Annotated in this window: 17 protein-coding genes; 9 read left to right on the top strand and 8 right to left on the bottom strand. The window is 40.3% G+C overall.

Annotated features, from left to right (window positions below; translation table 11 throughout):
* The first annotated feature begins 58 nt into the window (after nucleotides 1-58).
* A complete protein-coding gene (dsdA, locus tag C6H66_RS12125; RefSeq protein WP_105395726.1) occupies nucleotides 59-1,390 on the top strand; it encodes a D-serine ammonia-lyase in 1,332 nt (443 codons plus the stop codon).
* Between the two features lie 182 nt (nucleotides 1,391-1,572).
* Here the strand turns inward: dsdA and C6H66_RS26795 are convergent, their stop codons facing one another.
* Nucleotides 1,573-2,343 carry a phospholipase D-like domain-containing protein gene (locus tag C6H66_RS26795; RefSeq protein ID WP_248000665.1) on the bottom strand — a complete coding sequence of 257 codons (771 nt, stop codon included), beginning with the start codon at nucleotides 2,341-2,343 and terminating at the stop codon, nucleotides 1,573-1,575.
* Nucleotides 2,344-2,407: 64 nt separating this feature from the next.
* Nucleotides 2,408-3,295 carry a phospholipase D-like domain-containing protein gene (locus tag C6H66_RS26790; RefSeq protein WP_248000664.1) on the bottom strand — a complete coding sequence of 296 codons (888 nt, stop codon included), beginning with the start codon at nucleotides 3,293-3,295 and terminating at the stop codon, nucleotides 2,408-2,410.
* Nucleotides 3,296-3,582: 287 nt separating this feature from the next.
* Here C6H66_RS26790 and C6H66_RS12115 point away from each other — a divergent pair, with 287 nt between their 5' ends.
* The 5 genes from C6H66_RS12115 to C6H66_RS12095 all read left to right on the top strand — a co-directional run bounded on the left by C6H66_RS12115 (nucleotide 3,583) and on the right by C6H66_RS12095 (nucleotide 6,681).
* On the top strand, nucleotides 3,583-3,819 hold the full coding sequence (locus C6H66_RS12115; protein WP_036807581.1) for a TA system antitoxin ParD family protein: 237 nt from the start codon (nucleotides 3,583-3,585) through the stop codon (nucleotides 3,817-3,819).
* A complete protein-coding gene (locus tag C6H66_RS12110; RefSeq protein ID WP_105395725.1) occupies nucleotides 3,788-3,985 on the top strand; it encodes a type II toxin-antitoxin system RelE/ParE family toxin in 198 nt (65 codons plus the stop codon). Before C6H66_RS12115 ends, C6H66_RS12110 begins: the two co-directional genes overlap by 32 nt.
* A gap of 387 nt (nucleotides 3,986-4,372) precedes the next feature.
* Nucleotides 4,373-5,428 (top strand): alkene reductase, encoded by a 1,056-nt coding sequence (locus C6H66_RS12105; protein ID WP_105395724.1) that lies wholly within the window; start codon nucleotides 4,373-4,375, stop codon nucleotides 5,426-5,428.
* Nucleotides 5,429-5,609: 181 nt separating this feature from the next.
* Complete coding sequence (locus tag C6H66_RS12100) at nucleotides 5,610-6,011, top strand: nuclear transport factor 2 family protein (protein ID WP_046394690.1); 402 nt, start codon at nucleotides 5,610-5,612, stop codon at nucleotides 6,009-6,011.
* Between the two features lie 205 nt (nucleotides 6,012-6,216).
* Entirely contained in the window at nucleotides 6,217-6,681 is a 465-nt protein-coding gene (locus tag C6H66_RS12095) for an Rrf2 family transcriptional regulator (RefSeq protein ID WP_105395723.1), read from the top strand.
* 58 nt (nucleotides 6,682-6,739) lie between these two features.
* Here C6H66_RS12095 and C6H66_RS12090 read toward each other — a convergent pair whose 3' ends face one another.
* Nucleotides 6,740-7,780, bottom strand: coding sequence for a LacI family DNA-binding transcriptional regulator (locus C6H66_RS12090; protein ID WP_046394692.1), 1,041 nt, complete (start codon nucleotides 7,778-7,780; stop codon nucleotides 6,740-6,742).
* 271 nt (nucleotides 7,781-8,051) lie between these two features.
* On the opposite strand from C6H66_RS12090, the gene C6H66_RS12085 reads away from it, so the two are divergent.
* From C6H66_RS12085 to ulaA, 3 genes are read left to right on the top strand one after another with little or no spacing between them, the layout of a single operon-like run.
* Complete coding sequence (locus C6H66_RS12085) at nucleotides 8,052-8,495, top strand: PTS sugar transporter subunit IIA (protein ID WP_105395722.1); 444 nt, start codon at nucleotides 8,052-8,054, stop codon at nucleotides 8,493-8,495.
* Between the two features lie 29 nt (nucleotides 8,496-8,524).
* Nucleotides 8,525-8,812, top strand: a complete 288-nt coding sequence (locus tag C6H66_RS12080) for a PTS sugar transporter subunit IIB (protein WP_036807598.1) — start codon at nucleotides 8,525-8,527, stop codon at nucleotides 8,810-8,812.
* 13 nt (nucleotides 8,813-8,825) lie between these two features.
* Complete coding sequence (ulaA, locus tag C6H66_RS12075; protein ID WP_105395721.1) at nucleotides 8,826-10,079, top strand: PTS ascorbate transporter subunit IIC; 1,254 nt, start codon at nucleotides 8,826-8,828, stop codon at nucleotides 10,077-10,079.
* A gap of 309 nt (nucleotides 10,080-10,388) precedes the next feature.
* On the opposite strand, the gene C6H66_RS12070 is transcribed toward ulaA, so the two are convergent.
* The 5 genes from C6H66_RS12070 to C6H66_RS12045 form a co-directional block, all read right to left on the bottom strand.
* On the bottom strand, nucleotides 10,389-11,084 hold the full coding sequence (locus tag C6H66_RS12070; RefSeq protein ID WP_046394695.1) for a helix-turn-helix transcriptional regulator: 696 nt from the start codon (nucleotides 11,082-11,084) through the stop codon (nucleotides 10,389-10,391).
* Between the two features lie 55 nt (nucleotides 11,085-11,139).
* Entirely contained in the window at nucleotides 11,140-11,811 is a 672-nt protein-coding gene (locus C6H66_RS12065; protein ID WP_105395781.1) for a helix-turn-helix transcriptional regulator, read from the bottom strand.
* A gap of 19 nt (nucleotides 11,812-11,830) precedes the next feature.
* Nucleotides 11,831-12,304 carry a hypothetical protein gene (locus C6H66_RS12060; protein WP_105395720.1) on the bottom strand — a complete coding sequence of 158 codons (474 nt, stop codon included), beginning with the start codon at nucleotides 12,302-12,304 and terminating at the stop codon, nucleotides 11,831-11,833.
* A gap of 325 nt (nucleotides 12,305-12,629) precedes the next feature.
* Nucleotides 12,630-13,406 (bottom strand): MurR/RpiR family transcriptional regulator, encoded by a 777-nt coding sequence (locus C6H66_RS12055; protein WP_040149528.1) that lies wholly within the window; start codon nucleotides 13,404-13,406, stop codon nucleotides 12,630-12,632.
* A 310-nt stretch (nucleotides 13,407-13,716) separates the two neighbouring features.
* The gene (locus C6H66_RS12045; protein ID WP_105395718.1) at nucleotides 13,717-15,075 is read right to left on the bottom strand and encodes a 6-phospho-alpha-glucosidase; all 1,359 of its coding nucleotides are present in this window, start codon (nucleotides 15,073-15,075) and stop codon (nucleotides 13,717-13,719) included.
* Nucleotides 15,076-15,084: the final 9 nt, after the last annotated feature.

Here is a 15,084-nt window from a genome sequence, read left to right as displayed (position 1 = left end):
AAGCAAGTAAGAGTTGTTTTATATACCAGGGAAACACTTATCTTGGGTTAATACATACATGAAAAGTACTGAAATTCAGCAATTACTAAATGAATATCCGTTAGTAAAAAATTTAATGGAATTAGAGGAAATCTTTTGGTTTAACCCTTGTAACACCACCTTTAAAGAGGGATTGCCTTTTGTCGGTTTGGACGCTGATGATGTCAGGGATGCTAAAGCACGCCTGGATCGTTTTGCGCCTTATTTATGTAAAGCTTTCCCGGAAACAGCCGTCACACATGGCATTATTGAATCAGAAATAGTGGCTATTCCTACGATGCAGAAAACACTGGAACAATATTATGGTGTGGGTATCACGGGAAGAATTTTGCTTAAAAAAGACAGCCATTTGCCAATTTCAGGTTCGATTAAAGCCCGTGGTGGAATTTATGAAGTGTTAGTTCACGCGGAAAAATTGGCATTACAGGCGGGGTTGCTTTCTAAAAACGATGATTACAGCAAACTATTCTCGGAAGAATTTAAATGGTTCTTTAATCAATACAGCATTGCTGTAGGTTCTACCGGCAATTTGGGGCTGTCCATTGGTATTGTCAGTGCGAAACTGGGTTTTAATGTCAGTGTGCATATGTCTGCCGATGCTCGTGAATGGAAGAAGCAAAAGCTACGTTCGCATGGGGTCAATGTCGTAGAACATGAACTAGATTATGGGGTAGCCGTAGCCAGAGGGCGTAAAGAAGCCGAATCTGATCCGAACTGTTTCTTTATCGACGACGAAAACTCCCAAACGTTGTTTCTGGGATATTCTGTCGTAGGTGGACGGGTAAAGGCGCAGTTTGAGCAGATGAATATTGTGGTTGATGAAGATCATCCATTATTCGTTTATTTGCCGTGCGGCGTTGGTGGTGGTCCCGGTGGTGTTGCATTTGGACTGAAATTGGCTTTTGGTGATCATGTGCACTGTATTTTTGCTGAACCTACCCATTCTCCCAGTATGTTATTGGGGGTATATACTGGTTTGCATGACAATATTTGTGTACAGGACATCGGTATCGACAATATCACTGCTGCTGATGGTCTTGCGGTAGGCAGGGCTTCTGGCTTTGTTGGGCGTGCGATGGAACGTTTGCTGGATGGATTTTATACTATTCAAGATCAGGAAATGTATAATCTGTTGGGGTTACTGAATCGTGATGAGGGTATCCGGTTGGAGCCGTCGGCATTAGCTGGTATGGCGGGTCCCGCTCGTGTGAGTGGAAACCGTGATTATCTGAATAACAAAAACCTTTCAGTAGAACAGATGAGGCAGGCTACACATCTGGTTTGGGCAACAGGCGGCGGTATGGTGCCCGATGATGAAATGACAAAGTATTTAGCGACAGCCAAAATCTAATTGGCGTGGCGATCCGGTTATCGGCATCTGGTTTCTCAGGTCCAATGTCCTGCTAGCCTCCAGGTTATTACTGAAAAACGCATTGATTTGGTTTCCTACGTTGAAAAGTCATCTTCTTAATGTTTTTCAAGTTATATTCCCGCCAGTAGTTGGCGGGAATATCAGTACACTGGTTGCTTACATCAAACATTTTTGTAATTAAATGAATGTGTTCTTGAATATTTCCACAATGGTTCCCAGTAGGATTCGATGAAAGTTTTTACCGCATCTTTTCCCTCAATAAGATAGTTGAACTCTGAAAGATATCCCGGGTAGAGATTATCAGAACCAACCACGTAGAGTTCATCGTCAATTATTGTTACTTTTGCATGATTCCCAGGAGCAGGGGCAACTTTGGGATATACCGGACCACTTGCTTTAATTAAGGACCGGAATGGGCGTCCTATAGAACCTACCTGTGGAGGTCTTTCAGCAAGAGGCGGTTCTTTTAGCGTAGCAGTATAAGAATTTTCATCCGGGGTTGGCCATTTGTATGTAGTACCTTCAATCGAAAGTTCTTCAGGTACTTTGTCTGTAAAGAAAAAAGGGGCAATCTCTATTCTTTTCAGTGCGGCTAGCCTGATTCCATCCGGATCTTCCAGCTTCTCATCGGTGTGCTCATCATGTGTTAAATAGTATTTAAATATTTCAAACGTTCTTTTGGCTCCAGAACCAAAAGAATATTGATCACCAGCGGCACCTGCGGCTGCATCAAGTGGCGATACAACAACTTGAACTTCCAGCTCGGGGTTGGCAAGTAATGCTTCGATCAACCATCGGCACACATGATGATCTCGCCACTGTTTTTTCCATGCACTGACAAGATCCTGTTGGGACATGCGAATTTTTTTCTTTGCATTCTTTATTATAAACTCTTTCATTATTTCAGAGCCTTTTTTATAATCTGTTCGCATATCAGGCCCAGACCAATATTTACCTACGGATAATATCCTGCTTGCTTTCTTATATTCTGGGTCCTTAGGTGGATTTTTTAGGCATTCTTCTTTTTTTTCTGTCTATATATTTAGTAATGTGCTCTTTTTTTAATGGATCTTTTGGCTTTCCCACAATACCATTTGCATTAACCCATTTATTTTCATCTATATCAAAGAATTCTTTAGTTAGAAGGTCTGTATCAGACTCCCACATGTTATTTAAAAATAATTGTGAGCTTAATGATGCCGTTCCTATAACTTTAACAGAGACATCATGAACTGGAGGGTAATTTTTAAAGAGATCCATATTTAAATTATGGCCCCCGACAAATGACTCAATTCCATCAACTGCGATAATTTTTGTATGATTCCATGTCATTCTGGTGTCATCTTCTGGAAACATTTCCTCTGGCAGCACCTTCTTCTGTAATGATACTTTAAGCCCATCTACTATTCTGAAAAACCGACCAATCCATATTTCAGGTATACACTCCCAATGCTTTCTCCTTTCCTGAATTAATTGAATAATATCACTTTTCAATGCCAGATATTCAGGGGTGCCTTCGAAGTATGAATTCACACCGTTTAACAAAGATGTCGGTGTTTGAGCGAATAAGAACCTTATTTGAGTTCTATCCTTCCTGTTTATTTTTTTGGTAAATGCGCGATCAATAGCTGATAGGATAACTTTTCTCCACTCTGCATCCGGGGCATTTAAGGAGGAAATATCACAGCGATAACGCATTTTTTCCAGAATACTTACAATAGCATCCTCAAATTCTGCTTCCCTTTTAATAGCCTGTGGCATTATCTCTTTTCCAAAAGGAAATCCCCATATTTTAGGAGTATCAAATATTTTTACATAGTTGATTTCACTTGTTTTATGAAAGTAACCGTCCAGTTTTTTTTGTAAACCATCCAATAAATTCATATATGTATCCTCCGGCAACAATTTTTTTACATATCAACCAACAGCCTGCCAGCATCAGACAAACCATTTATAATCATAACTAATTTTTGATAGGGGGAGGCTAAAAAAGATAAAACTGGGATCACGTATTTTCAAATTAGGTTATTGCGTCTATTCATTAAAGGATGTTTATCATGGGAATAGACATATCGAAATCAATGATTGCATAGTGCGATAAAATGTTGCATTTCATACAAATGCGTTTTATATCGCATGTAGTACAAAATCTCAGAGGGGCAAATTAAACTATGGCTATCAGTATAAGTTTGGATGATGATTTCGTGAATGATGTAAAAATTCATGCAGAAGCTTCAAGCAGAAGTGTACCTAAGCAAATTGAGCATTGGGCTAAAATTGGTCGCATTGCGGAGAATAACTCTGATTTGCCGTACTCTTTTATCCTTGATTCTTTGCTGGCAAAAAGCGAAGTCAATAATGGTAAGGTATCTCGTTATGTCAGAAGGACAAAAAGATCCAAAGATTGACGTGTATGAAATAAGACGTTTCTCTAAGGCTAACCAGTTAACATTGCTTGGTTATTATTGGGTTGAAGAGAAAATAGAGTTATATCTGCTGAATTTTGGCTCTCATGAAAATTTTTATCAGGAACAAAAGCGACACAGAAAAGCGGATTTAAAACTCATTGGATAGAGGCTCTATCTATTAAAGAGCGTTTCAAGGCTGCGTATTGCGTGGCCTTTTTTATGCCACTCATTTATTAACTCAAATCAAAGGCTATAAGCGGCTTATATTATGCTCAAGCAAAGTCATTGTTGTGTCATAATATTATTATCTTGCAAATATTTTAATATCTGACATTTTTATTCTGTTGTATTATGTAACTGTGTAAGTTACATTAATTCACGTCAGAGAAGCAGCCTGCTACTAAAGACTCGGGAACAGAATCAAGAGAAACAGAATCAAGAGAAAAAGTTCACACTCCCTAATTAACGCTGTTTGTTTCTGGTATGACCTAGCTATGCATCTATTGATGATTTGCAACGAAGTGCATTTATTAATCTATATGAGAGAAAAAATATGCCTACACTTTTTGACCCAATTCGCATTGGTGATCTCGACTTGCCAAATCGCATCATTATGGCTCCTTTGACACGCAACCGTGCAGAAGGAGAAGGGCGTGTCCCTAATGCGCTGATGGCGGAATACTATGTTCAGCGCACTTCCGCGGGTTTGATTATCAGTGAAGCGACTTCCGTAACCCCACAGGGAGTTGGCTACGAGAATACGCCGGGTATTTGGTCGGATGAACAAGTTGCTGGTTGGCGGTTGGTCACGGATGCCGTGCATGCTGCCGGTGGGCGTATTTTTATACAGCTTTGGCATGTGGGGCGGATATCGGACCCTATTTTCCTTAATGGAGAACGGCCAGTGGCGCCAAGTGCAATTGCGGCTGATGGTCATGTTAGCTTATTACGCCCAAAACGTCCTTTTGTGATTCCGCGGGCGCTTGAGTCTGAGGAAATTCCCGGTATTGTCGAAGCATTCAGGCGCGGAGCGGAAAACGCGAAAACGGCAGGGTTTGATGGAGTAGAAATACATGGCGCCAATGGATATTTGCTCGATCAATTCTTGCAAGATAATGCTAATCTGCGCACAGATCAGTACGGAGGTTCAGTCGAAAATCGGGCGCGATTACTGCTGGAAGTGACAGACGCTTGTATTTCGGTTTGGGGATCATCACGTGTTGGTATGCATTTATCCCCACGTGGCGGCTACTACTCTATGGCGGATTCTAATCCTGTAGCGACGTTTGGATATGTAGCACGTGAACTTGGTAAACGAGGTATTGCTTTTATCTTCTCACGTGATGCTGTGGTTGATGGTGATTTAAGTAAGGTGATAAAAGAAGCTTTTGGGTCAACTTATATTGCTAACGAGGAACTTACTAAAGAAAGTGCCGAGCAAGTTCTTGCTGACGGCCGGGCTGATGCAGTGGCTTTTGGTCAATTATTCATCGCCAATCCAGACTTACCTCACCGGTTTTTAATTGAAGCGCCATTTAATGAACAACAACCGGAAACTTTTATGGTTCCTGGCGCTATAGGCTATACTGATTATCCAGCGCTTACCTAGGTAAGGGGATATCTTACCCGCAATGGATAGCCTAACATGAAAGATGTTCGAATTGTTTTCCTGGGATGTTAATTTAAAGCGCTAATGGCGCTTTTTGGTTGAACGTCCCAAGATATCCGGCCGGCTCATTTTATAAGAGCCGGTCATATTTCATTGCAGGATAATTTGAAGGAGAATGATAATGTCAGATTCATTAAATGTATCTATTGTTCGCCGTTTTTATGACTCTATGGGTGATATTGATGTTCTTCGCCAGATCATGGCAAGTGATGTTATTTGGGATATTACCGAAGGATCTCGGTATGGTGGGATTTATGAAGGAATCGAAGATATACTAAATAATTTCTTTGTGCCATTTTTAAATGATATTGATGATTTTGTTGTGGACAGTTCTGAATATTTTGAATCAGATGATCATGTCATTGTTCTGGGGAATTATTTGGGACGAGTGAAGAGTGGTAAGCGGTTCATTGCTCGTTTCGTTCATATATGGACAGTGCGGGATGGACGGTTAGTTAAATTACAACAAACTGCCGATACGCTTCAAATTGAGCGTGCTCATGCAGATTATTCTATTCGGTAACGTCGGTTATCATGCTGGTAATATTAACTGAGCCGAACAATGGCATACGGCGGCAAGACGGGAGGAGTAGGAATGTTAATCAGACAAGTTAACATTCTGAATTTCATTTCTTGTTATGTGACGAAATTAGTGACATACTATGCGGCTTTTTTGTTCATATTTTGCTATTCTTTCGTAACATCCTTAAGATATACAGGATCTTCCAGTGCCAACATCTACCCGTTTTGCTGTTGCTATTCATATTCTCACCGATATCGCGCTTCACCACGGACAAGCCGTGCGTTCTGAGGATATCGCAAAAAGTGTGAATACTAACCCGACTGTTGTTCGTCGGCTCTTAGGCGCCCTTGCGGAGGCTGGTCTGACTTATTCGCAAATGGGGCAGGGCGGTGGAGCGTTACTCGCCCGGCCGTCGAAGCAAATCTCATTGTTAGATATTTATCGCGCAGTTGAAGATCCTCAGTACTTTACCTTGCACCGTTCTAAACCTAATCCCAAGTGTTATATTGGGCACAATATCACGCCAGTATTAGAAGATGAATTTTCGCGTGTTACCTGTGTGCTAGAAAACGCTTTAGCTGAAACGACGGTGGCTGACATAGTAAATAAGGTCGAGGATTGCGCGGGTTTTCCTTTCACCTCGCATGACCTATGCCAGCAGGTAAAATAGTTACCACGGTTACAGGCTTTAATCACAATGGATGTTTCATTATGGCGTTATCATTTTGTTAAGCACTTTGCCTAGGCTCGAACTTATACGAAAATAGGTGATATTGGTTGTTTTGATGTTTTGCTTCATCTTCACTTTGTTGATTGAGCAGTTTTATCAGTAATTTTCCGGTGTCCCTGCCTATTTGGGGATAATCAATGCGAATTGATGTCAGTGTTGGTTGTGTATGGTCACAGTTATCTGAACCTTCCAGACAAGCAACAGCCAAATCAGTAGGTATTTTAAGTAGACGTCGCTGACATTCAAATATGACACCTAAGGCAATCACTTCATGACTGCAAATTACACCTTCCAGTTCAGGTTGACGTAATAACATCTCAGTAACTGCCTGGCGACCAAATTGCATGCTAGCCGTATCCGAGGTAGTGATATTTTGGTCAGCATTCTGATAGTGATGCAGCATGGCTTTATGCCAGCCATTAATTTGCTGATTGCGTAAACGGCTGTCCATTTGGGCGCCAATATAACCGATATGCTTGCGGCCATTATTTAACATATGTTCAGTTAACGTATAGGCGGCCGCGGAAAAATCGGTTTCTATATTAATTGCCGTCTGTTGTTGATGAGAGCCTGCAACATTAATAATGGGAATATTGATATGAGAAATATTGCTGTAGGTTTTATCTGCCAATTGCGAACTGAAAATCACCAGTGCTGCTGCATTGCTTTGCAGTAGTGTCATGATAATTTCGGCTTCTTTATTATGGTCATATTCATGACATCCAAGCAAAACTTGAAAAGCATGTTTATTCAGCACTTGTTGCAGTGACTGTATAAATGTAGCGCTGGCTTTATCTGTCAGTGAGGGCACAAGCACCGCGATAATATTACTTTGACCTGAAGCGAGTACGCCGGCAGCGCCATTTGGGATATATCCCAATTCCTGTATGGCTTGTTCAATTTTTTCTCGTAATTTATCCGATACCATTTCTGGTGTTCTCAATGCGCGTGAAACTGTCATTGAACCGACACCGGCATACTTAGCAACATCTTGTAATGTTACTCGCCCTGTATTACGGCGTTTTCGTGTCTTTTTCATCAAAATATTTTTCTGTTTTTTTAATTAACTGCTATGAATTTGACGATGGGATTCTACCTGATCTCAGGCAATTCGTGGGAAAAAACCATGAATGTACTTTCGCTTTTTGGTGAATTAATCAGATAACAAATGATAGCGCTATCACAATAATGAATTACGATCATAGATAGCGCTATCATTTGTGACTAATATCACTAGCAGAGGACAGAAGACAGAAGACAGAGGGCAGAAAGTAGGTAGAGCGGAATGAGATTTTAGTCGGGGGAGATTGATGCTAAAGACGTTACTTACCCAGGATGTGATCCAAGTGATACCGGATATTGAAAATTGGCGCGAAGCAATCGCGGTTGCTTGTCAGCCTTTGGTGGAAAATGGCGCCATTTCTTCTCGCTATATTGATGCTATTTATCGTTCGCATGAGGCAATTGGTCCCTATTATGTTGTCGGTCCCGGAATCGCTATGCCACATGCCAGACCTGAGGAAGGGGTCAATAAATTGGCTTTAGCCTTAACCGTGATTAGTAATGGAGTGGGGTTTGGGTCTGCGGAAAATGATCCGATCAAGTTGTTGATTGTCCTAGCAGCAACTGACAGCCATAGTCATATTGAGGTGATCGCTCAGCTTGCTGAGTTGTTTGATAATCAACAGGATGTTGCATTGTTGATGAGTGCCAAAAGTAAAGAAGAGATTCTTGCCGTGGTTAACCAGTATTAAGTCGCTATTTTTTGCTATGGGGAAACAGTATGAAAATCACCGTCGTTTGCGGGCATGGGTTAGGTACCAGTTTGATGATGGAAATGAGTATCAAAAGTATTCTGAAAGAGATGGGAATCGATGCCAGTGTTGATCACGTCGATCTAGGGTCAGCAAAAGCAACTCAAAGCGATATTTTTGTCGGTACTAAAGATATTACGGAACAACTAGTTGTTCAGGCCGTCGATGGCAAAATTGTTGCACTGGACAATATGGTGGATAAATCGGCAATGAAAGTACGTTTGTCCGCGGCATTAGCAGAACTTGGCGCACTGTAACTGGGAGGACGTCATGGAATTTTTCCATTTTCTGATGAGTGTCCTATCAGAACCTGCGATTTTGGTTGGTCTTATCGCGCTTATTGGTTTGATCATGCAAAGGAAACCGGTGACGGAATGTATCAAAGGCACTATAAAAACCATTATGGGGTTTGTGATCTTGGGAGCGGGGGCTGGATTAGTCGTCTCTTCGCTGGGGGATTTTGCTGAGATTTTCCAACACGCTTTTGGTATTCAGGGGGTGATGCCAAACAACGAAGCCATTGTTTCTATTGCGCAAAAAGGTTTTGGTAAAGAAATGGCAATGATCATGTTCTTTGCTATGGTGATCAATATTTTGATTGCACGTTTTACCCCGTGGAAATTTATCTTTCTGACCGGGCATCACACATTATTTATGTCCATGATGGTTGCGGTGATTCTGGCGACAGCAGGGATCAAAGGCACTATGCTAGTGGCTATTGGTTCTGTGGTTGTTGGTGTTGCTATGGTTTTCTTCCCGGCGATTGCCCATCCATATATGAAGAAAGTAACAGGTTCTGATGACGTTGCCATTGGGCATTTTTCCACGCTTTCCTATGTTTTATCTGGTTTTATTGGCAGTAAACTGGGAAATAAAGCGTATTCAACAGAAGAGATGAATGTTCCGAAAAGCTTGCTGTTTCTGCGTGATACACCAGTTGCCATCTCTTTTACGATGGCGATTATTTTCATGATCAGTTGCTTATTCGCTGGTAGTGATTTTGTGAGAGAAGTCAGTGGTGGGAAAAATGGATTTATGTTCTCGCTAATGCAATCTATTACTTTTGCCGCTGGTGTATACATTATTCTGCAAGGTGTGAGAATGGTCATTGCAGAAATCGTTCCCGCGTTTAAAGGAATTTCTGACAAACTGGTACCAAATGCTAAACCAGCGTTAGATTGCCCGGTTGTCTTCCCTTACGCGCCTAATGCAGTATTGGTAGGGTTCTTAAGCAGTTTTGTGGCTGGTGTTATCGGTATGTTTATACTGTATGCACTAGGTATGACGGTCATTATTCCCGGCGTAGTGCCACACTTCTTTGTTGGTGCAGCGGCTGGAGTTTTTGGTAATGCGACAGGGGGGCGTAGAGGCGCTATTCTTGGGGCTTTTGCTCAGGGCTTTCTGATCACCTTTTTACCCGTGTTCCTGTTGCCTGTTTTGGGGGATATTGGTATTGCCAACACGACATTCAGTGATGCTGATTTTGGCGCATTGGGCATTCTGTTAGGTATTATTGTTCGTTGATTGTGGATTTGGCATTGAAACAGGGGGTTAAAACACCCTGTCTCTTGCCAAAATGTTGATGTAAACCATTTGACTGTGGTAAGGCATCGGTCAATGCTCATAAAAATCTCTTGGTTTCATCGTTTTTTATATAAAGTCTTCAACAGAAATAAGAAAGTAAATTTTCAAAAAAATGATTATTTAGTCACGTTTTTAGCCCTTTATTTTAATTCGTCAAATTGTTATCCATATATCCGTTAGGGGAACTTAAGCAAAATTCAGGTTAATTAAACAGGTCAGAGAGAAATATGTAGCAATGAAATCTATTGTTTATAGCAAAATATGGCCTATGGATTGAAGGTATTTGGGGGGAATATAAAGATCATAATTATTCTCTTTGCAAAGTGTTCTTAGCTCAATGGCTGAGTTAACTGATAGTTTCTCATAGATACTTTCGAAATATTTTTCCACAGTGCGATATGAAATTTTCATTTCGTCAGCGATATATTTATTGCTAACGCCACGGCAGAATAAAAAAATGATTATCCATTCTTTCTCTTTTAATAGATTGTTAGGTTGCTGAAATCGGATTGATATAGCAATATTGTTCTCCATATAATGAGATACGGTAAAGTTATGTATTTCCCTGGCATGAGAAATTATGCCAATACACTGTTTATTTTCATCCATTAATGGATATTTATCACAGAAATAGGATGTAGTTTGCTCGTTTTTGGTTTGAGGGAAAGTGCTAAGAGATGATATTCGTTGCATACCCTGCAATACCTTGTGATCATGTTCCTCAAAAAGATGAGCAAATTGATTAACGGGTGAAGGTAACTCTTTATCAGTATACCCAATAATATCAAAATTTTCAGGTAATTTATTAGCCTTAATAAACATTTTATTTGCATAAATAAAGCGGAACTCCTTATCTTTTACAAACCACGGTTCTGAGCTTTTATCCCACATATTAGTTAATTGAGGAGTAATAAAAGGGACTTTTTTACATCCTGATTGACTCATATTTGACCTTTATAACATTATTACCTTATAAAAAATTTGAATAAATAGACGATATTTATAAGTAAGACAATAAAAACCTTTTTGGCGCATAGAGATCAAAACTATTTAGTCGGCAATATTCCTCCAGTTGTGAATCTGAGTTAACTTTCAGTTTATTATAAATCTTTCTTATATATTCCTCTATGGTTTTATCTGAGATTTTGAGTAATTGACAGATTTGTGTCCTATTATATTTTTGTAGAAAAAGAAAAACAATTTCCCATTCCTGTTCAGTAAGGAGATGAGTTGGTGATTGAAACCTAATAGAAGCAGGCAGTTTACTATGAAATAGCCGAGTCAATGAATTATCCTGAACTTTCCAGGCATGGAAAAGAATACCGATACATTCATTGTTATCATCATAGAATGGAAATTTCTCTTGGAAATAAGATGATGAAACTTTATCTCGGCCAAATACATGTGTCTCTAATGATAAAATACTTTCTCTATTTTTTATGACCTGCAAATCATGTATAATAAAATCTTTGGCAAATTCATTACCTTTCCAGGGGATATCACTATCGTATTTACCTTCATAATCATAGTTTGCATTCATATTTTGGAGTTTAATTAATGCATCATTACCATAGAGAAAGCAGGACGATTTATCCTTTATTCCCCAAGGTTCATTGCTTATTTCCAGGGTATTGATTATTTGTAGCGAAGTAGTGGAATTTTTTCTAGTCATATTCATGTAATATTTTGATTTAGGAAAACATCATGCTTTCTTGTTGCAAAAATTTCTCTGATGCGTTGAGCTCAAAGTCATTGAGACAACGATATCCCTCTAGTTTTTGGATAGTGTATTTTTGTAAAAATAGGAAAATAATAACATGCTTAACTTGAGTAAAAAGTTTATATGGTGTTTGGCACATAACGGATGCTAGTAATTTTCCATAAAACAGACAGGTTAGAGAAAAAACTTTTGCTTTATTTACATGAAAGAGAGTACCAAGACAGTGCTGTGAATCCTTATCTTCTATAATCGGTGCAGGTAATTCACTTGCTGGAAGTTCAGTAATATCAGAATTTTTAGATAAGTTGAATTGTTGGCAAAAAAACAGATTGGCATAGATAGATTTTGGCTGGCAATGTTTAGCTTCCCAAAGATTATAGTTTTTTTCTCTCAGGTAAACTAATTGCGGAGTGATATTATTTTGTTTGTTTTTTATATTTAACATGACAACTCCTTAATGAGTATTTTAATCATTATCTGAAGAGTTTTTCTATTGATTCCATTTAAAATAACCTGATTATATAACAGATTGCAATAATTAATTCGTATAAAGATAAAATTTATCGATTTTTACCTAAATCCGTTAATCAAATAGTTTATTATTTTATGTAAAAATACCTCTATATGAGAATATATAAACATCAGTATTGTTTAGTACTAAAATTATTTAAATCGTTTCATGCCAGTTTGATTTAATAGTTAACATCCCGTCCTGTATTTTTATTTTCCTTGGCTGTCGAGATCATATTGTATGGTTTTTGTTCTGTGAATTAAGACGTTGCCTGTAATAATAATAAATCAATGAGCATGATCAGATTAGACTCGAATGAAGTGATTTCGTTGATTTCCGCATCGAAATAAATTGCCTCGTCATATAGTGCAAAGTGCACATCAGCCAGTGAAGCCAATGGATTGGCAGATGAGCGGGTGAATGCAATGACTGTCATACCAATATTATGAGCAATGCGTACTTTATCCAACACCTGTTCTGTCTGACCGCTGCGAGAGATAGCGATAAAAACTTCATATTTCATCGCATTACTTAGGAAGATCTTACGGCTATCTCCTGGGTCGGATCTAAAAGCCGTTTTCCCTAGCACTTGCAATTTTTGCGTCAAATAATTGACAAATAGCCCGGAAAAACCAGCACCATAGAGAAAAAAACTCTCTTTCTCACGTAGCAGCGTGCTAAAACACGACATTCTTTCTGGTGTGACCAAAGTGAAAGTTTTACGGTAATTAGCCACGAAGTGTTCAAATGCATCAGGAATTATCTCATCATGATGGGGTTGCGTATTCCCGAAAATGGGCATTCCACCGGACAACAGTTGTTTGCAGTACCAAATAAATTCACTATAGCCACTGAACCCCAGTTTCTGGCATAGACGCATAATAGTGGCGGGAGAAATGAACGTGGCTTTTGCCAGCTCACGTACTGTAATCTGCCCAATTAACAATGGATGCGCGGTTAAATAAGATAATACGCGGTATTCCGCGCGAGTTATTTTTTCGCTGCGCTGTAACAAAGGGGCTAACCGATTATCCATTATCTATTATCCATTATTTATCCAGTGATAGCAGGCAGCCATATCATATACCCGTTATCTTTCAAGTTGCCTCTTTGTTGGCTGCACTCACTCACCCCGGTCACATAGTTATCTATGCTCCCGGGGATTCGCTCCCTCGCTGTCGCGATGCATATTGAAATCCATAGGATATGTATGTTCGGCTGTTCGATAATCGAATTGTGGTGAATTTTCTTAATCTCCACAAGATAATGATTGCCGGACAGTGAGCCGGCTCGCATAAAAATCTTCTTTTTTATGTAAAAAAGGCAGATTATAGGTTAAATATTGGTTAAATTGCTTCACCTTGGTGCCAGGCTTGGTTAAGTGTAGGCCAATAACCTTGGTTAGCTTCGATCATTTCATCCAGAATCGCTTTGGCTTGTTGCATAGTAGGTACGGTACGATTCAGTGTGAAGGCTTGCAGCACTTTCTCATAGCTACCTTCTAATGCGGCTTCCACTAACAACTGTTCTGAAGCCAGTTGTTGCGCTAGCAGCGCCTGATGAAACAGTGGTACGTTCCCTATACGTACCGGCTCAGGACCTTGAGCGGTAATGTAAGCGGGTATTTCCACCATTGCATCATAAGGTAAGTTAGCGATAGCGCCCCTATTCTCGGTAATCACCAAATGGCGCTGACGCAAATCAAAAGCCAGTGAACATGCTACGTCAACAATAAAAGCGCCGTGCACCCCGACATGGAAAGCGTTGGGTAAAATGCCTGTGCGTTTAAACTCAGCCGCTGCTTTAAACAACTTCTTTTCCCGACCGTCCATCACTTCGTTGGCACGGGTATAGTCAGGATTTTGGTGCTCAACAATGTGGTTTGGCATCAGATAGTATTGCAAATAGGGATTAGGCACATAATCAGGAAAATGGTCCATGATCGGCTTGATATTACGCCAGGTTTTAACCCATGATGGATCTGCATGTTGTGGATCTGTCTGTGCTGCATCAGCAGTCAGCAGGCCATGCTGGGCGATATGACGACGTAATTCCGGCAAATGATCTTTTCCGTTCACCCACACTTTGGTAAACCAGCCGAAATGGTTCAGACCAAAGTAATCGACGGTGATATCGTGACGATCTACACCTAAAATTGCTGCCATATTGCGCATAGCGGCCACTGGCATATCACAGATGTTGAGTACTCTGGCTTGTGGACGTAGACGGCGTATTCCTTCAGCAACGATAGAGGCGGGGTTAGAGTAATTTACGATCCAAGCGTTATCTGCATAGCGCTCCACCAAATCGATCAGTTCCACCATTGGCATGATAGTACGCAGGCCGTAAGCCAATCCGCCAAGGCCACAGGTTTCCTGACCAATTACGCCGTGACGTAAGGGGATCTTTTCGTCCTGTTCTCGCATTTTGTACTGACCAACGCGTATTTGGGCAAAGACAAAATGGGTGCTGCTAAAAGCGGTTTTTGCCTCGTTTGTTACGACAAAGCGAATCGTCTGGCTATGCTCACGTATCACTTTTTCCACTACCGGCGCAATGGTGTCTTGCCGGTGAGTATCGATGTCATACAAACGAATTTCCGCTAGTGGGAAGTCGTTTAGCCGTACCATCAGGCTTTTTACGATACCTGGCGTATAGGTACTACCGCCGCCGGCGATAGTTAAAACGAAAGGGGCGCTAGCCATATTTATGCT

This window comes from Photorhabdus hindustanensis (assembly GCF_002968995.1).
Taxonomy (GTDB): domain Bacteria; phylum Pseudomonadota; class Gammaproteobacteria; order Enterobacterales; family Enterobacteriaceae; genus Photorhabdus; species Photorhabdus akhurstii.
The sequence above is the reverse complement of the archived record's forward strand: the minus strand, read 5'-3'. Positions and strand labels throughout refer to the sequence as shown.

Coding starts and splice junctions, on each gene's coding strand:
- dsdA (WP_105395726.1), top strand. CDS start 59: ATGAAAAGTACTGAAATTCAGCAATTACTAAATGAATATCCGTTAGTA.
- C6H66_RS26795 (WP_248000665.1), bottom strand. CDS start 2,343: ATGCGAACAGATTATAAAAAAGGCTCTGAAATAATGAAAGAGTTTATA.
- C6H66_RS26790 (WP_248000664.1), bottom strand. CDS start 3,295: ATGAATTTATTGGATGGTTTACAAAAAAAACTGGACGGTTACTTTCAT.
- C6H66_RS12115 (WP_036807581.1), top strand. CDS start 3,583: ATGGCTATCAGTATAAGTTTGGATGATGATTTCGTGAATGATGTAAAA.
- C6H66_RS12110 (WP_105395725.1), top strand. CDS start 3,788: ATGTCAGAAGGACAAAAAGATCCAAAGATTGACGTGTATGAAATAAGA.
- C6H66_RS12105 (WP_105395724.1), top strand. CDS start 4,373: ATGCCTACACTTTTTGACCCAATTCGCATTGGTGATCTCGACTTGCCA.
- C6H66_RS12100 (WP_046394690.1), top strand. CDS start 5,610: ATGTCAGATTCATTAAATGTATCTATTGTTCGCCGTTTTTATGACTCT.
- C6H66_RS12090 (WP_046394692.1), bottom strand. CDS start 7,780: ATGAAAAAGACACGAAAACGCCGTAATACAGGGCGAGTAACATTACAA.
- C6H66_RS12085 (WP_105395722.1), top strand. CDS start 8,052: ATGCTAAAGACGTTACTTACCCAGGATGTGATCCAAGTGATACCGGAT.
- C6H66_RS12080 (WP_036807598.1), top strand. CDS start 8,525: ATGAAAATCACCGTCGTTTGCGGGCATGGGTTAGGTACCAGTTTGATG.
- ulaA (WP_105395721.1), top strand. CDS start 8,826: ATGGAATTTTTCCATTTTCTGATGAGTGTCCTATCAGAACCTGCGATT.
- C6H66_RS12070 (WP_046394695.1), bottom strand. CDS start 11,084: ATGAGTCAATCAGGATGTAAAAAAGTCCCTTTTATTACTCCTCAATTA.
- C6H66_RS12065 (WP_105395781.1), bottom strand. CDS start 11,811: ATGACTAGAAAAAATTCCACTACTTCGCTACAAATAATCAATACCCTG.
- C6H66_RS12060 (WP_105395720.1), bottom strand. CDS start 12,304: ATGTTAAATATAAAAAACAAACAAAATAATATCACTCCGCAATTAGTT.
- C6H66_RS12055 (WP_040149528.1), bottom strand. CDS start 13,406: ATGGATAATCGGTTAGCCCCTTTGTTACAGCGCAGCGAAAAAATAACT.
- C6H66_RS12045 (WP_105395718.1), bottom strand. CDS start 15,075: ATGGCTAGCGCCCCTTTCGTTTTAACTATCGCCGGCGGCGGTAGTACC.